This window comes from Microbacterium sp. ARD31 (assembly GCF_031844425.1).
In genome coordinates, this window is sequence record NZ_JAUZVE010000002.1 from 517,246 (window position 1) to 531,996 (window position 14,751).

Genomic DNA, 14,751 nt, shown 5'->3' on the forward strand with positions numbered 1-14,751 from the left:
TGCCCAAACTATCGAATAACGATAGATTGCACACGTTCTTCGATAGGAGTCGTCATGGGCAAAGCCACCATCCTCACCCTTCGCATCATCATCGTGCTCGCCGTTCTCGGATCGCTCCTGGTGCAGACCGTCATCGTCCCGCTGCTCTGGTACGACCTCGAGGGTGAGGCGCTGTGGGGCCGGATCGCGTTCGTCACCATCGCCGTCCTCGGCGTGGCCACGATGCAGGTCTTCGCGATCTGCGTATGGCAATTGCTCACGCGGGTGAGCCGCGGGTCGGTGTTCTCGGTCTCGACGTTCCGCTACGTCGACGTGATCATCGGGTCGATCGCGACCGCAGCCGTCCTCACCTTCGCCCTCGCCGTGCTCCTGGCTCCCGGGGACGTCGCACCGGGAGTCGTCGGCCTGATCTGCGGCGCCGCGCTCGTCCTGGGCGGGATGGCCCTGCTCGTCGTGGTCATGAAGGCCCTCCTGCGCCAGGCGATCGAGCGCGACAACGAGGCTCGCACCCTTCGCAGCGAACTCGACGAGGTGATCTGACATGCCGATCGTCGTCGACGTCGACGTCATGCTCGCCCGCCGCAAGATGTCGGTCGGCGCCCTCGCCGATCGGATCGGCATCACCCCGGCCAATCTCGCGGTGCTCAAGAACGGCCGCGCCAAGGCGGTGCGCTTCACGACCCTCGACGCCATCTGCGAAGTGCTGGAGTGCCAGCCCGGCGATGTCCTGCGCTGGGAGCCCGCCGACGCCGACCGCAGCCCCGAGCGCGCCACGCCGACGGCTGACTGACCGCACCGCACCCACACCGCACCACCCGCACCGCATCGCACCCGCACCGCACCGCACGCCCGGCTCTCGGTCATCCTCGCGGGCGTCCGGCGAACCCGGCGAACAGGGCGTGGAGGAGCGGGGGCACCGAGGCCGCCATCAGCACCGTGCCGGTCACGGGCTCCTCGGGCCGCAGCACCGCACCGCCGATGAGGAGTCCCGCGAACAGCACGGCGGAGACGACGCGGCGGCTCATGCGCTCCAGCCCGCGCAGCCGCTGATCCAATCGCGGGGTGTCGACCTGCAGGCGCCCCTCCTCCACTCGCGACACCAGGTCGTCGAGCCGGCGGGGAAGCCGAGCGGCGACGCCCGCGAACGACACCGCCTCGCGCCCGATCGACTGCACGAAGCTGCCGCGTTCGTCGCGGATGAGCTGCTGAGCGTACGGCTCCACCGCATCCCACATGTTGAACTCCGGCTGCAGTGAGCTGCACATTCCGGAGGTCAGCGAGACGGCGCGGATGATGAGGAGGAAGTTCTCGGGCAGCTGGAAGGGCAGCGACCGCACGACGTCGCCGAACTCCGTGGCGAAGTCCCGGAACTCGCGCGGGTCGACCCGCTGCAGCTCGGCGAACCCCATCCCTCCGAACCGGGCGAACAGCGCGGAGAGCGCTCGTTCGAGTTCCGCGGCGTCCGCCGTGGGCAGGAGCACGCCCACATCTCGGATGCCCTCGACCATCTGCCGGCTGTTGCGCGCGGCCACCGCGATGATCAAGCGCTGCAGACCGTGACGGAGGCGGTCGGGAACCTCGCCCATCATGCCGAAATCGACGAAGCTGAACCGCCATCCCGCGGCGCCGGGCGCGGCATCCGGCACCGGTGTCACGAAGATGTTGCCGGGATGCGGGTCGGCGTGGAAGTACCCGTCGACGAAGAGCTGGTCGAACATCACATTGGCGAACGCCGTGGCGACCTCGCCCGGGTCGATCCCCGCCGCCCGCAGCGCGTCGATGTCGTTGATCTTGATGGCGGTGACGTCCTCGAGCGTCAGCACGCGGCGCGTGGTCCGCTCCCACGCGACATCGGGCACCGCCACTCTGCCGTCCCCGGCGAAGTTCGCGTCGAACAGCTCGGCGTTGCGCGCCTCGTGCAGGTAGTCGATCTCCTCCATGCTCGTGACCGCGAACTCCTCGATGAGGGTCGGCAGGTCCACGTGCTGACGGATGACGTGGACGCGATGGAGCCATCCGGCCACCTTCCGCAGTGCCGCCAGGTCGACGTCCACGATCCGGTCGATCCCCGGTCGCTGCACCTTGACGACGGCGTCGGCGAATCCGGCGTCGGCGGCGTCGGCGGGCAGCAGGCGCGCCCGGTGGGCCTGGCCGAGCGACGCGGCCGCAAGGGGCACCGGGTCGACGAACGCGAAGGCGCGATCGAGCGGCATCCCGAGCTCGCTCTCGGCGTGCGCCCGGATGGCCGCGAAGTCGACGGGCGGGACTTCGTCCTGCAGCCCCTCGAGCTCCTTCGTGATCTCGGGCGGGAGGACGTCCAGCCGCGACGACATGAACTGGCCGACTTTGATCATGAGACCGCCGAGGCCGAGCGCCAGGCCGTGGAAGTTGCGGGCGATCCCCTGCAGGCGTCGCCGACGACCGAGGGCCGAGAAGCGCTCCAGCCCGATGCGCGGCAGGAACAGCTCGTACCACCACGCCTGCGCCATGTACCGCATCGCGAAGCGCATGATGCGGCGATAGCGCGCGCGGGAACCGTCGGCGTCGGACATCGAATCTCCCTGATGCCGACGTTCCGACGGCATCCCTCAGCCCTGGGCGAGGATGGAGTAGAGCTTACGCCGCGCCTCGTCCAGCACCGCCACAGCCTCGGCCACCTGCTCGGGCGAGCCCGCCTTCGCCACCTGCGCGGCCGCCTGGGCGAGCTTCGCCCCGGACTTCGGCAGCGCGGTCGCGCGCGACGCCTCGCGCATCCCCGGCATCTCCCACGGCGCCGAACCGTCTTCGGCCTGCTCCGCCTCGGCGCGACCGGCCTCGGTGAGCGAGTAGGTCTTCTTCCCCGCCGACTCCTCCGCGACGATCAGACCCTCATCGGCGAGCATCTGCAGGGTCGGGTACACCGAGCCGGGGCTCGGCTTCCACATGCCGTCGCTGCGCTGCTCGATCTCATGGATGATCTGGTACCCGTGCATGGGCTGTTCCTTCAACAGCGACAGGACGGCGGAGCGGACGTCGCCGCGACCCATCCGCCCCGTGAACTTCTGCTCGAAGCCGCCCCACAGCTGGTCCATGGCCTCCCACAGGCCCGCTCCGGGGAATCCGCTCGCCCCGCCGGGTCGCCCCGCGCCCCGGTGCCGCGGACCGAACGGGTTGCCGGTGTCCGATGCGTTCATGATGTCCTCCTCGCGATCCGCCCGCACAACGCAAGCGATAGTTACCGATATATCGTTCGGGATGCCGCCACACAAGGTATCCGCTCTCTTTCACACCGCGTTCTCAGCAGCCGCGAGGGGCTATCGTGCCGGGGCGTCCCCGGTCAAGGGGGTGATGACGCAAGCCCGACGCGCGCAGGCTTGGAACCACCCATCACCACCGCGATCGAGGAGCATCATGAGCCACCTTCCCAGCGATTCGCCCGACGCCCCCGACTCCACCGGCTACGAAGGCGTGGAGCCGGAGTCGAGCCAGCCGATCGTCCCCGAGCCCGAAGAGCCGCTCGCCCCCTCCCCCGAGGAGCCATCGGCGCCGTCGCCCTCGGAGCCGCTCGCACCGAGCCCCGACGAACCGTCGATCTGAGGACGGGGTGACGTCGACGGGCGACGACCCCGTCGACGTCATCCCTCCTGCTCGCGCCGCCGTCGCATCTGCGCCAGGGGCATCGTGAGCCGGGGATTGCCCACGAGCGCGTCCTCGTGTTCGTCGAGGAATCTCCAGTACGCGTCGGTGAAGACCGAATCCCGCGCCTCCTGCGCCGACCTCCACCACGAACCCATCTTCTGCAGGTAGGCACCGCCCGAGATGTAGGGCTTCGTCACCACCCGCCCGCCGTCGGCATACTGGCTCATGCCCTGCACGTTGGGGACCATCACCCATTCGTACGCGTCGACGAACAGCGCGCTGTACCAGTCGAACACCTCGCGCGGGTGGTAGCCCTGCAGCAGGAACCAGTTGCCCAGTACCATGAGCCGCTCGATGTGATGCGCGTACCCCCAGCGGTGCACGCGCTCGAGCACGGTCCTGACCGGGACGGGCACCTCGTCGGGGATCCCCTGTCCGGTGTACCACCACGGTTCCAGCTCACGCGCGAGGGCGAAGTGGTTGGCCCCTTCGAGCGCGGGCCACGCACGGTACGCCCCGCGCATGTACTCGCGCCATCCGATGATCTGGCGGATGAACCCCTCGAGCGAGGCGAGCGGGACGTCCCCGGCGTGGGCGGTGGCGGCATCCACCACCTCCTCCACGCGCAGCAGCCCGACGTTGAGCAGCGGGCTCAGGACTGAATGGAACAGGAAGGGCTCGTCGGCCTTCATGGCGTCCTCGTACCGCCCGAACGACGCCAACCGGTCGCGCACGAACGCCGTGAGCCATGATCGCGCCCGCTCGGGCGTCACCGGCAGCCAGAAGTCCTCGGGGTCGCCCGGGTGGTCGCCGAACATCGCCCGGGTCTCGGCGATCGCGCCGCGCACGATCTCGTCGCGCGGCACCTCGGGAAGCGCCGGGACGGCGACCCCGGTCCGAGGCAGCGGCTCGCGGTTGTCGGCGTCGAAGTTCCAGCGGCGGCCCACCGGGCTCGATCCGTCCATCAGGATGCCGGTGCGACGGCGCTGCCACCGGTAGAAGTCCTCCATGCGCGCACCCGGGTGCTCGGCGAACCACCGGTCGACATCGTCCGCCGGGGTCAGGAACAGCTCGTCGGCGTACACGCGCGTTGCCACGCCCTCGTCGGCGCAGATGCGGCGAAGGCGCGCATCGACGTCGCGATCGGTGGCGCTCATCCACGCGAGCCCTTCGACGCGCTCGCGCCGGAGCACTCCGCGAAGGCCCTCGGCGAATCCCGCCCCGTCGCCGAGCGGCACGCGCACGACTCGTCGACCGGCCGCCTCGAGCCGCGCCGCGGCGTGCCTCATGCCGGCCAGCAGCAGCACGATCTTGTGCGAGTGATAGGGCCGCCGGTCGAACACCGCCGCCGACTCGACGAGGACGAAGACGTCGATGTCGGGATCGTCCTCGGCCGGATGCCGGTCGAACAGCTGCGTCGCGAGCACCAGCGCGGCCTTCATCCCCTCATCCTCGCACCGGCGGTGCGCGGGGGGTTCGAGCTGCGCACGATCTATGCTGGCCCCGCCCGCGACGAGGCGAGGAGAAGCCGTGATCAGAACCCGGACGCGGACCGAGGACGACCCTCGAGTCGGAGCGTGGGCCCTCCTCCCCCTCGGTGTCGCCGCAGCCGCGATCGCGCTGGCCCCGTGGTGGCTGACCGGCGCCCGCCTGCCGTTGCAGAACCTGTGGGCCGAGACCGCGACCGCCGCGCAGATGCCCGTCGTGCTCCTCCCCTTCAGCCAGTACACGGTCGTCCAGGTCTTCGCGTACCTGGTGGTCGGGTCGGCCCTCGCCGGCATCGCCGGTCGTGCCCTGCGGGTGCGCGGGTGGGGGCTCACACTGCTCCTCGCCGGCATCCTGCTGGTCCAGGTGACCGCGACCGTCCAGACGGCGCTCGTCGTCCGCGACGGCCTCCAGGACCGCCTCGAATCGACGCTGTACCTCGCAGGCCTGGTCGTCGGCACGTCCCTGTCGGTCCTTGTCGGGATGACGGTCACGATCCTCATCGCACGAGCCCCGCGCGCCGGCGCCCTGCTGGGACTCGCCGTCGCGGCGATCGCGACCGGCGCGTGGCTCGGCGCCGTCCTCAGCCGTGGTCTCGGCCACGACGCGTTCGCGGCGGTGATGCCGCTCCTGCCGTGGATCGCCCCGATCCTCACCGGAGCGGCCATCGCGTGGGCCGGCCTCAACACCGTCGGACGCGTGCTGGCCGCACTGGTCTCGGTCGCCCTGGTGTGGATCGCTCCCGCGCTGGTGACGGGGATCGCGAACGCCCTGGGAACCCGCGTGCTGCTGCGCTCACCCGGCGACCTCGCCGACTACGGACTGGGCGTCTTCCGCATGGCGCTGCTGACCCCCGAACTCGCCCTGCGTCCCGTGGTCGCGACGCTCGTCGTCGCCGCCATCGGGCTGGTCATCCGTGCCGTGCTGCGGCGCCGCGCGATACCGGCCCGGTAGCACCGCGTCAAGGCGCGGGCCCTCCCCCGCGCGCCCGCTACCGTGGCGCAGAGGCAGCCCGAGAGGAGAACCGTGACCGCAGCAGCCCCGCCGGGCACACGGATGACCGTGTCCGTCGTGATCCCGGTGAAGGACGACGACACCGAGCTGCGCCGATGCCTCCGCGCCCTGCACGCGCAGACCCTCGCTCCGGACGAGATCATCGTCGTCGACAACGATTCCTCGGATGCCTCACCCGACGTCGCCCGGGCGGCCGGCGCCCGCGTGGAGCACTGCGCCCGCCCCGGCATCCCCGCCGCCGCGTCGCACGGCTACGACCACGCCCGCAGCGATCTGATCCTGCGGCTGGACGCGGACTGCGTGCCCTCACCCACGTGGGTGGCGGACATGGTCGCCGCCTTCGAGCGCCGCCCGGACGTCGGCGCGTTCACGGGCGGTGCCCGCTTCATCGACGGCCCGACGTGGCTGCGCACTCCCCTCGCCGTGATCTACCTCGGCGCGTACGCCGGCACGACGGCCGCCGCCCTCGGTCACCTGCCGCTGTTCGGATCGAACCTCGGCATGCGGCGAACCCTGTGGCGCGGCATCCGGGAGCGCGTGCACCGCGACGACCCGCGCGTGCATGACGACCTCGACCTGGCGTTCCACCTCGGCGAGTACGCGCGCATCCGCCTCGTCCCGGCCAGGACCATGGGCATGTCGATGCGCCCGTTCGCGAGCGCCCGGTCCTTCGCGCGGCGGAGCGCCGCGGGCTGGCGGAGCGTTCTGGTGCACTGGCCCGCCGACTTTCCTCCGATCCGCTGGTCGCGGCACGGGATGCGACGGATGCGGGCGCGCGCGCGCCGGTCGAGAGGCGGCGTGTCGTGAGCGCCCTCATCGGACCGGTCATCGCCCCCGACCTGCACGTCATGACCTTCAACGTGCGGCGCAGACTGCGGCGCACGTGGCCGCCCGCGGACAGCTGGCACCGGCGTCGGCCGCGGCTGCAGTCGCTGCTGCGCGATGAGCTCCCCACCCTGCTGGGGGTTCAGGAGGCGCTGCCCGATCAGGCTGACGCGATCTCGGATGCCCTCGGGGATCGGTACGAGCGGATCGGACGCGGGAGGCGTGCGGACGGAGCCGGCGAGGGCTGCCCGGTGTTCTTCGACGCGGGCCGGCTCGAGCTGATGGAGTGGTCCCAGACCGCGCTGTCGGACCGCCCGCACGAACCGGGTTCGCGCACATGGGGCAACCTGATTCCCCGCATCGTCGTGCGGGCGGTGTTCCGCGACCGAGAGACCCGGACGCGCTTCGCCGTCTTCAACACCCACCTCGACCCGTTCTCGCGGCGCTCCCGCGCGCGCGGCGCCGCCCACGTGCGCGGCCTCGTGCAGGCGGCCGCCCTGCCCGCCCTGGTGACGGGCGACCTCAACGACCGGCCGGGGACCACGGCGCTGGACGAGCTGTTCGCCGACGACGTCCTGCGCGACGCGTGGACCAGCGCCGAGCGGCGGCTGACGAGCGAATGGGGCACCTTCGGCGGGTATCGTCGACCGCGGGCCGGCACCGGGCGCATCGATTGGATCGCCGCCACCGCGGAGGTCCGCGTCCGCGGCATCGGCATCAACACCCGCCGGGCTCTCGGAGGGTGGCCCTCCGACCATCTGCCGGTCCAGGCGATCGTGCAGCTACGCGAACGGACGAATCCATGAGGCGCAACTTCCTGCGGCCACCGGGCACCCCCGGCGAATACGCCGCCGACCTCGTTCGGGTCCTCGGCCTCGTGAGCGTTCTGGCGGTCGCGGTCTGGGGCACTCCCACCCACGTCGGCGTGCTCGCCCTGTCGCTTCCGGCGCTCCTCGTGCCGCGCTTCCTCGGCGTACGGGCGTGGTTCGACATCTTCTACGGGATCACGGTCCTCGTCGCCGCGTGGAGCAACGTGCTGGACCTCTACACCACCGTCGTCGGGTGGGACCTGCTCATCCACTTCGTGTGCACCGGCGTCATCGCCGTCGTCGCGTATCTCGGTCTGGCCGACCTGCGCGTGGTGGCTCCGCCCCGCGCGCCGGACACGCCGCGCCGGGCACCCGTGGTGCTGGCGGTGGTCCTCGGGCTCGCGGTCAGCGCCGTATGGGAGATGGTCGAGTGGGTGGGCTGGGCCTTCATCACCGACGACATCTTCGTGGCCTACTCCGACACGATCGGCGACATGGCCGTGGGCGGACTCGGCGCCGTGTGCGCAGGTGTGCTGCTGGCGTCGGCGTCGCTGCGCGAGCCGGAGGCGTCGCGCGAGCGCCGACCGAGCGCGCGGTCGATCGCCACGTAGCCGAATCCCACGAGCTCCAGCGCGACCGCGAGCCCCAGGATCCACAGTGCGACCCCGCCCACCCCAAGCGTCGCCACGTCCATGAACGGATACGGATACGAGACCCCGGGCTCGAACTCCCCGCCCAGCGCACCGAAGACGAAGGCGAACGCGAGGTAGCCGAGCGGCAGCAGCGCCCACAGGAGCGGGTCGCGCCAGCGCATGCGCCCCTTCGGGGTGAACAGCAGCCAGTCCAGCACCACCAGCACCGGGGCGACCACGTGGACGAGCGAGTCGGTCAGCGTGTACGCCTCGTACGTCGGGTCCTGGGTGAGCGTGGGGACGAGCACGACGGTGTAGACGAGCATCGTCACGGTGACCGCCATCAGCACCGCGCCGTGGAACTCCGGCGAGGGGTTGGTCAGTCCCCGCGCCCCGCGGCGGACCAGATCACGCGCGGTGGCGACGGCGACGATCGTGAGCCACACCAGGACGATGACGTTCGTCACCGCGGTGAAGTACAGCATCGTTCGCCAACTCGGGTCGGGCGTGAACAGATCGAGGAGTCGGATGACACCCGTCGCGACCACCACGACCGCGACGGCGCGGAAGGCGAGGGCGACGGGACGGAACGGGATGGCCACGACATGACGATAGAGGCTCACCACGGCCCCGGCTCCGCGACGATCGGCGAAACTGGAATCTCCGCACCGCAGAAGGAGCACACAATGAGCACCGACACCGGCACCGTCACTCAGGTCCCCGGCATGGAGACCGCCGTCCTCGCGGGCGGCTGCTTCTGGGGCATGGAGGACCTGATCCGCCGTCAGCCGGGCGTGGTGGACACCCGCGTCGGCTACACGGGCGGCTCGAACGACCACGCCACCTACCGCCATCATCCCGGTCACGCCGAGGCCGTCGAGATCGTCTTCGATCCCGCCCAGACGTCCTACCGCGACATCCTGGCCTTCTTCTTCCAGATCCACGATCCGTCGACCCTGAACCGCCAGGGAAACGACATCGGCTCCAGCTACCGGTCGGCGATCTTCCCCCTGTCCCCCGAGCAGGAGCGCGTGGCACGCGAGACCATCGCCGACGTCGACGCGTCGGGGCTGTGGCCCGACAAGGCGGTCACGACCATCGAGTCGGCCGGACCGTTCTGGGAGGCCGAGCCCGAGCACCAGGATTACCTGATCCGCTACCCCAACGGGTACACCTGCCACTTCCCGCGCGCGGGATGGGTGCTTCCGGCACGCGACAAGACGGCGACCGCGTGACGACGCGCCCCGCGGTCGCCGAAGCGATCGCGGGGCGCGCGCGCCGCCTCCTCGTCAGGGCGTGGGCATCCCGCCGTTGACGTTGAGCGTCTCGCCCAGCACGTAGCTGGACTCCGCCGACGCCAGGAACACGTAGGCGGGAGCGAGCTCTGCCGGCTGTCCCATCCGGCCGAGCGGCGTCTGCTCGCCGAACGACTCCAGCTTCTCGGGTCTGCTTCCCGCCGTTGTTGACGAGTATGTCCAGTCCGCCGAGACCCTCGACGGTCGAGGCGACGAGGTCGCGGCAGTAGGCGGCGTCCTTGAGGTCACCGGGGAGGGTCAGCACCGTCGCGCCCGCGTCGCGGAGGATCCCGGCGATCCGCTGCGCGTCCTCCTCCTCTTCGGGCAGGTAGGACAGCGCGACATCCGCACCCTCGCGGGCGAACGCGATCGCGGTCGCCGCTCCGATGCCGGAGTCGCCTCCGGTGATGAGGGCCTTGCGGCCGGCCAGCCGGCCGGTGCCCCGGTAGGACTTCTCGCCCAGATCGGCGCGGGGCGAGAGGTCGGCGTCGAGCCCCGGCTCGGGCATCTCCTGCTTCTCGGGCTCGATGTCGGCGTAGAGCTTCGCCGGGTCGGTGAAGGTGTACTGGTCGCGGGTCATGATTCCTTCTCGTGGGTGGGTGTGGTCGGATGGTCGGTGGGTGATCGATCGATCGGTCGGTCGGGTCGAGTCGGACCCTCTCCGGGTTCAGATGGTCGCGACCGAGCCGGAGTCGACGCGGTAATTGGATCCGTTCACGAACGACGCCAGTCCGGAGCACAGGAACGCGACGACCGCCGCGACCTCCTCGGGCTCGCCGCGGCGCTTCAGCTCCATGTAGGGCCGCTCCTCGTCGAGGAACGACGCGATCGCCTGCTTCGTCGAGACGCCGAGCTCCTTCGACCGCTTCTGCATCATGGCGTCGGTCATCGGCGTGTGGATGAACGCGGGCGACACGCAGTTCACGAGGAGGCCTTCGCGGGCGTACGAGCGCGACAGCCCTTTCGCGAGGGCGAGGATCCCCGCTTTCGCGGCGCAGTAGGGAAGCTCATCGTCGTAGGGCTGCACGGCGTCCTCGGACGCGAGGAAGACCAGTCGCCCCCACCCGCCCTTGCGCAGCGACGGAAGGAACTGCCGCACGAGACGCACCGGGCCGAGCAGGTCGATGTCGATGGTCTTGGTCCATCCTTCATCGGTGATCTCGTGGAAGAGTCCCTGGGCACCGGTGACGCCGGCGGACTGCACGAGGATGTCGATGTCGCCCACCGCCTGCTGAACCTGCTCGTGCAGGGCGGACAGCGAGTCCAGGCTGGTGATGTCGGCGGCGAAGGCGTGAAGCCGTCCCTTGGGTGCGCGCAGCTCGGCGGCCGCGGCATCCAGTGACTCCTGATCCTGGTCGCTGATCACGACCGTCGCCCCCTCGTCGAGGAGCATGCGGGCGGTGTGCCAGCCGATGCCGGAGTCGCCGCCGGTCACGAGCGCCTTCTTTCCGGTGATGCCGAGGTCCATGTCAGTTCTCCTTGCTGTCGTGCAGGTCGTCGTCGGAAGCGGAGTGGTCCTCACCGAAGGTGTGGACGGGGAGTCCGGTTGCGCCGGTGTCGAGGCGGAAGATGCCACCCGAGAGCGGATGCTGCGACAACGCGTCCTCCGAGAGGTTCTCGCGGGCCGTGCCGACCAGAAGGACGTCGAGCGCCGGCCCGGCGAACGCCACCGACGTGACGTTCGGCACCGGGATCGTCCGTTCGCCGAGCACGCCGCCGTCCGCTCCCCAGTGGACGACCACGCCGTCGCCGTAGATGCCGTTGAAGAACGAGCCGTCGGCCGCCCGGACGAGCCCGTCGCTCATCCGCCCGACGAGGAACGGCTCCAGCTCGCCGAGGTCGCCATCGGGTCCGTACGCACCGCGATAGACGGTGCGGGTCATGGTGTCGGTGACGAACATGACAGAGCCGTCGTCGTTCCACTCCAGCCCGTTGGTGATGCCGAACCCGCCTAGGAGGGTGCGCGGGAAGCCGTCGGCGCCGACGGCGTAGAGCCCGGCATCCGGATCGTCGGCGCTGAGGTCCATCGCGCCCACGACGAAGCGCCCGAACGGGTCGACCTTGCCCTCGTTCAGGCGAATGCCGTCGTGCCGGTGCGGGAGTGCGGCGAGATCGCGCGTGATGCCGCCGGCGGCGTCGAGCAGGACCACCCGGTCCTTGAGGGCGGCGACGTATCCACCGCCGGTCGCAGGCTGGACGGCGCTCACGGGCGGCGGCAGCTCGATGACGCGATCATCGCTCCCGTCGACGGCTCCGTCCCAGCGCCCGCGGTGAATCGTGCCGGCGGTGATGTCGACCCACACGACCTCGTCGGTGCGGGCATCCCACCAGATGCTCTCGATCAGGATCCCGCGGGTGTCGCGGAACAGGTCAGCGGCCATGGAGCTTCTCCTCCGGTACGAGTTCGCGGATGGTCAAGACCGCGTTGATGAAGGCGAGGTGGCTGAGCGCCTGGGGCGTGTTCCCCCACGCCGATCCGTCGTGCTCGTCGATCATCTCGGCGTACACACCGACGTCGTTGGCCATGCCGACAAGCTCGTCCATCAGGGTGAGCGCCTCGTCGTGGCGTCCCACGCACGCCAGGGCGTGCGCGCGCCAGAACGCGCACGCGACGAAGGTCTTCTCCTCGCGCTCGACGCCGGTGTAGCGGTAGACCAGCGCGCCGGCGCCGAGCCCGGCGGTGATGGCATCGATCGTCCGCGACATGCGCTCTCCGCGGTCGAACCCGGTGGGCGCATGGAGCAGGACGGAGGCATCGAGGTCGGTCCCGCCGGCGATGGCGACGTATGCCCCCAGCTCCTCGGACCAGCAGTGCTCGTCGATCCAGGCGCGGATGCGATCGCGCTCGGCGCGCCACCGGTCGGCGCTTCCGGGGATGACCCCCGCGTCGGCGAGCGCGGCCGCATCGTCGAGGGCCTTCCAGCACCCCATCTTCGACGAGGTGTAGTGCGCGATCTCGGGCAGTTCCCACATGCCGGAGTCGGGGTTGCGCCAGACATCGCAGGTGCGGTCGGCGACATCGACGAGGATGCGCGCGGTCGCGGGATCCAGCAGATTGCCCGCCTGCACGTAGGTCCGGCAGATGGCGATCAGGTCGCCGTAGACGCCCAGCTGCAGCTGCCGGTTCGCGGGATTCCCGGTCACCACCGGAGGGATGCCGTTCCACCCGGGAACCTCGTACTGCTGCGGCGCGGGGACGAGATCGCCCTGGAGGGTGTACATCACGTGGAGCTCCGGCCCCTGCTCGCCGATCGTGCGCAGCATCCACGACAGCGCCGCATGCGTCTCTTCGCGCAGGCCGAATCGCACGAGCGCCTCGGTCGTGTAGGCGAGATCCCGCACCCACGCGAAGCGGTAGTCCCAGTTCTTGCCGCCCCGCGGATTCTCGGGAAGCGACGTCGTCGCCGCGGCGGCGATCGCCCCCGTGGGGCTGTAGATGAGCAGCTTGAGCACGAGGGCGCTGCGCTGCACGTGGCGCGCCCACGGTCCGTCGTACGAGAAGACGCGAGACCAGTGCCGCCAGTTCTCCACGGTCCGGTCGATGCCCACGTCGACGTTGAGCGGGTCGGGCAGGTGCAGCGGCTCGCGGTGCGTCGAGACGAGCACCAGCACGTGGCGGGTCCCCGGCCGCGTCTCGAACTCGCCGGCCAGAACCGGTCCTCCCGGACCGTCGGGCTCGGGCGGCTTCGGACCGTGCCCGTCACCGACCACGGCCAGCGCGGTGTGCCCGCAGCGGATGATGGCGGCGTGCGGCGTCTGCTCGATCCAGGGCGCTCCGGTGTGGAAGGAGGTTCCCGGGCGCACGGCCCAGGTCATCCGCACGCTGCCCTCGACGCCGTCGATGCGGCGGGCCAGCTCCGCCCACGGCAGGCGCCCCGCCACCCCCGACACGAGCGCATCGGTCACGGTGACCCGGCCGCCGGCGGTCGTGAACTCGGTCTCGAGCACATTGGTGCGCGGCAGGTACCTGCGGCTCACCGTGTGCTCCTCGACGGGGGCGAGCTCGACGTATCCACCGGTCTCGTCGTCGAGGAGCCGCGCGAACACGGGCGTGGAGGTGAGCTCCGGAAGCGGGAGCCAGTCGATACGGCCCCCACGGCCCACGAGAGCCACGGTCCGACCGTCCCCGATGGGGGCGTAGGACTCGATGGGATCAGAGGTCACGTGGGGCTCCTAGCGCTGTGCCTCCAGTGTGGGCGCCGCAGGGCGTCGACGCCGAGGGTTGACAACGCGGACGGAGTCGGCGAACCTGGCCCGCGCATCGACCACCCGGGAGGACGTGCTAGGGTGGGTTTCGCCCTTCGGGCCGCACGCGTCGATACTTTTCTGCCTCATTGTGGAGAAGCAGACCGCCGGACGCCCGCCGCAGATCGCGGCTCCCTATAGAAACCACCGACTTCCGCACAGCGAACGTGACATCGCCTTTCGCCTGCGACTCCTGCTGAAAGCTCTTTTGACACTCGTCACCACCCCCATCACCGGCTCGTCCCGGCCGACGCTCGACTGGCGTCAGGCCGACGACGACGTGTTCGTCGCCACCCTGGCCGGCGAGTACGCCGGTTTCATCGCCGTCGAGCCCGACGGCTACCAGGCGCACAGCGCCCGCGGCGACGCTCTCGGCCGCTACGACTCCCGCGAACTCGCCTCGGCGGCGGTCGCGGCATCCACCACCCGCGTGGCTCCGGTTCCGGCCGGCGCACCGCACATCACACGTCCGCTCCGCACACGTCGGCGCGGCACCCCCGGTCGCTCAGGCGGCCCGAAAAGTAGAAGGAAAGACACGATGGCCACTGGCACCGTGAAATGGTTCAACTCCGAGAAGGGCTACGGGTTCATCGCACCCGACGACGGCTCGGCCGATCTCTTCGCGCACTTCAGCGCGATCGCCGGCGACGGCTTCAAGGAACTCCGTGAGACCCAGAAGGTGGAGTTCGACGCCGAGCGCGGACCCAAGGGCATGCAGGCAGCCAACATCCGGCCGCTCTGACCCACACGTTCCACCGCGAAAGCCGGGGCAGCCGCAGCGCTGCCCCGGCTTTCGCGCGTCCGCACTCGCTGTCAAGCCCGGCCACG

General features: G+C 70.5%; 15 protein-coding genes and 2 pseudogenes. 9 read left to right on the forward strand and 8 right to left on the reverse strand.

What is annotated here, in order from left to right; all coding sequences use genetic code 11:
- Window positions 1-54: 54 nt before the first annotated feature.
- Both Q9S36_RS09160 and Q9S36_RS09165 read left to right on the forward strand, forming a co-directional pair.
- Window positions 55-540 (forward strand): DUF2975 domain-containing protein, encoded by a 486-nt coding sequence (locus Q9S36_RS09160; RefSeq protein ID WP_311284838.1) that lies wholly within the window; start codon window positions 55-57, stop codon window positions 538-540.
- 1 nt (window position 541) lies between these two features.
- The gene (locus Q9S36_RS09165) at window positions 542-790 is read left to right on the forward strand and encodes a helix-turn-helix transcriptional regulator (protein ID WP_311284839.1); all 249 of its coding nucleotides are present in this window, start codon (window positions 542-544) and stop codon (window positions 788-790) included.
- A 70-nt stretch (window positions 791-860) separates the two neighbouring features.
- Here Q9S36_RS09165 and Q9S36_RS09170 read toward each other — a convergent pair whose 3' ends face one another.
- A complete protein-coding gene (locus tag Q9S36_RS09170) occupies window positions 861-2,552 on the reverse strand; it encodes an AarF/UbiB family protein (protein ID WP_311284840.1) in 1,692 nt (563 codons plus the stop codon).
- Between the two features lie 36 nt (window positions 2,553-2,588).
- Window positions 2,589-3,173: a PadR family transcriptional regulator gene (locus tag Q9S36_RS09175; protein WP_311284841.1), complete on the reverse strand. Its 585-nt coding sequence runs from the start codon at window positions 3,171-3,173 to the stop codon at window positions 2,589-2,591.
- A 217-nt stretch (window positions 3,174-3,390) separates the two neighbouring features.
- Between Q9S36_RS09175 and Q9S36_RS09180 the strand changes: the two genes are divergently transcribed.
- Window positions 3,391-3,576, forward strand: a complete 186-nt coding sequence (locus Q9S36_RS09180) for a hypothetical protein (protein WP_311284842.1) — start codon at window positions 3,391-3,393, stop codon at window positions 3,574-3,576.
- Between the two features lie 38 nt (window positions 3,577-3,614).
- On the opposite strand, the gene Q9S36_RS09185 is transcribed toward Q9S36_RS09180, so the two are convergent.
- A complete protein-coding gene (locus tag Q9S36_RS09185; RefSeq protein ID WP_311284843.1) occupies window positions 3,615-5,060 on the reverse strand; it encodes a cryptochrome/photolyase family protein in 1,446 nt (481 codons plus the stop codon).
- A gap of 88 nt (window positions 5,061-5,148) precedes the next feature.
- On the opposite strand from Q9S36_RS09185, the gene Q9S36_RS09190 reads away from it, so the two are divergent.
- The 4 genes from Q9S36_RS09190 (at window position 5,149) to Q9S36_RS09205 (ending at window position 8,362) form a co-directional block, all read left to right on the forward strand.
- Window positions 5,149-6,057, forward strand: coding sequence for a hypothetical protein (locus tag Q9S36_RS09190; protein ID WP_311284844.1), 909 nt, complete (start codon window positions 5,149-5,151; stop codon window positions 6,055-6,057).
- A gap of 72 nt (window positions 6,058-6,129) precedes the next feature.
- On the forward strand, window positions 6,130-6,924 hold the full coding sequence (locus Q9S36_RS09195; protein ID WP_311284845.1) for a glycosyltransferase family 2 protein: 795 nt from the start codon (window positions 6,130-6,132) through the stop codon (window positions 6,922-6,924).
- Window positions 6,921-7,748: an endonuclease/exonuclease/phosphatase family protein gene (locus Q9S36_RS09200; RefSeq protein ID WP_311284846.1), complete on the forward strand. Its 828-nt coding sequence runs from the start codon at window positions 6,921-6,923 to the stop codon at window positions 7,746-7,748. Before Q9S36_RS09195 ends, Q9S36_RS09200 begins: the two co-directional genes overlap by 4 nt.
- On the forward strand, window positions 7,745-8,362 hold the full coding sequence (locus tag Q9S36_RS09205; RefSeq protein ID WP_311284847.1) for a hypothetical protein: 618 nt from the start codon (window positions 7,745-7,747) through the stop codon (window positions 8,360-8,362). The genes Q9S36_RS09200 and Q9S36_RS09205 overlap by 4 nt, the downstream gene beginning before the upstream one ends.
- Window positions 8,363-8,403: 41 nt before the next feature.
- On the opposite strand, the pseudogene Q9S36_RS09210 reads toward Q9S36_RS09205, so the two are convergent.
- Window positions 8,404-8,868, reverse strand: a pseudogene (locus Q9S36_RS09210) (Pr6Pr family membrane protein); the annotation flags it as partial.
- 201 nt (window positions 8,869-9,069) lie between these two features.
- Here Q9S36_RS09210 and msrA point away from each other — a divergent pair.
- Entirely contained in the window at window positions 9,070-9,618 is a 549-nt protein-coding gene (msrA, locus tag Q9S36_RS09215) for a peptide-methionine (S)-S-oxide reductase MsrA (RefSeq protein ID WP_311284848.1), read from the forward strand.
- Between the two features lie 54 nt (window positions 9,619-9,672).
- On the opposite strand, the pseudogene Q9S36_RS09220 reads toward msrA, so the two are convergent.
- The 4 genes and pseudogenes from Q9S36_RS09220 to Q9S36_RS09235 all read right to left on the reverse strand — a co-directional run bounded on the left by Q9S36_RS09220 (window position 9,673) and on the right by Q9S36_RS09235 (window position 13,842).
- Window positions 9,673-10,258, reverse strand: a pseudogene (locus Q9S36_RS09220) (SDR family oxidoreductase).
- An 87-nt stretch (window positions 10,259-10,345) separates the two neighbouring features.
- Window positions 10,346-11,146: an SDR family oxidoreductase gene (locus tag Q9S36_RS09225; protein WP_311284849.1), complete on the reverse strand. Its 801-nt coding sequence runs from the start codon at window positions 11,144-11,146 to the stop codon at window positions 10,346-10,348.
- A gap of 1 nt (window position 11,147) precedes the next feature.
- Window positions 11,148-12,059 carry an SMP-30/gluconolactonase/LRE family protein gene (locus tag Q9S36_RS09230; RefSeq protein WP_311284850.1) on the reverse strand — a complete coding sequence of 304 codons (912 nt, stop codon included), beginning with the start codon at window positions 12,057-12,059 and terminating at the stop codon, window positions 11,148-11,150.
- Window positions 12,049-13,842 carry a glycoside hydrolase family 15 protein gene (locus tag Q9S36_RS09235; protein ID WP_311284851.1) on the reverse strand — a complete coding sequence of 598 codons (1,794 nt, stop codon included), beginning with the start codon at window positions 13,840-13,842 and terminating at the stop codon, window positions 12,049-12,051. Before Q9S36_RS09235 ends, Q9S36_RS09230 begins: the two co-directional genes overlap by 11 nt.
- A gap of 619 nt (window positions 13,843-14,461) precedes the next feature.
- Here Q9S36_RS09235 and Q9S36_RS09240 point away from each other — a divergent pair.
- On the forward strand, window positions 14,462-14,665 hold the full coding sequence (locus Q9S36_RS09240; RefSeq protein ID WP_251451530.1) for a cold-shock protein: 204 nt from the start codon (window positions 14,462-14,464) through the stop codon (window positions 14,663-14,665).
- The last annotated feature ends 86 nt before the right edge of the window (window positions 14,666-14,751 follow it).

Bases quoted from the DNA above. Each gene is read 5' to 3' on its own strand.
- Q9S36_RS09205 (WP_311284847.1), top strand. From the start codon at position 7,745: ATGAGGCGCAACTTCCTGCGGCCACCGGGCACCCCCGGCGAATACGCC.
- Q9S36_RS09230 (WP_311284850.1), bottom strand. From the start codon at position 12,059: ATGGCCGCTGACCTGTTCCGCGACACCCGCGGGATCCTGATCGAGAGC.
- Q9S36_RS09160 (WP_311284838.1), top strand. From the start codon at position 55: ATGGGCAAAGCCACCATCCTCACCCTTCGCATCATCATCGTGCTCGCC.
- Q9S36_RS09170 (WP_311284840.1), bottom strand. From the start codon at position 2,552: ATGTCCGACGCCGACGGTTCCCGCGCGCGCTATCGCCGCATCATGCGC.
- msrA (WP_311284848.1), top strand. From the start codon at position 9,070: ATGAGCACCGACACCGGCACCGTCACTCAGGTCCCCGGCATGGAGACC.
- Q9S36_RS09225 (WP_311284849.1), bottom strand. From the start codon at position 11,146: ATGGACCTCGGCATCACCGGAAAGAAGGCGCTCGTGACCGGCGGCGAC.
- Q9S36_RS09185 (WP_311284843.1), bottom strand. From the start codon at position 5,060: ATGAAGGCCGCGCTGGTGCTCGCGACGCAGCTGTTCGACCGGCATCCG.
- Q9S36_RS09180 (WP_311284842.1), top strand. From the start codon at position 3,391: ATGAGCCACCTTCCCAGCGATTCGCCCGACGCCCCCGACTCCACCGGC.
- Q9S36_RS09240 (WP_251451530.1), top strand. From the start codon at position 14,462: ATGGCCACTGGCACCGTGAAATGGTTCAACTCCGAGAAGGGCTACGGG.
- Q9S36_RS09165 (WP_311284839.1), top strand. From the start codon at position 542: ATGCCGATCGTCGTCGACGTCGACGTCATGCTCGCCCGCCGCAAGATG.
- Q9S36_RS09175 (WP_311284841.1), bottom strand. From the start codon at position 3,173: ATGAACGCATCGGACACCGGCAACCCGTTCGGTCCGCGGCACCGGGGC.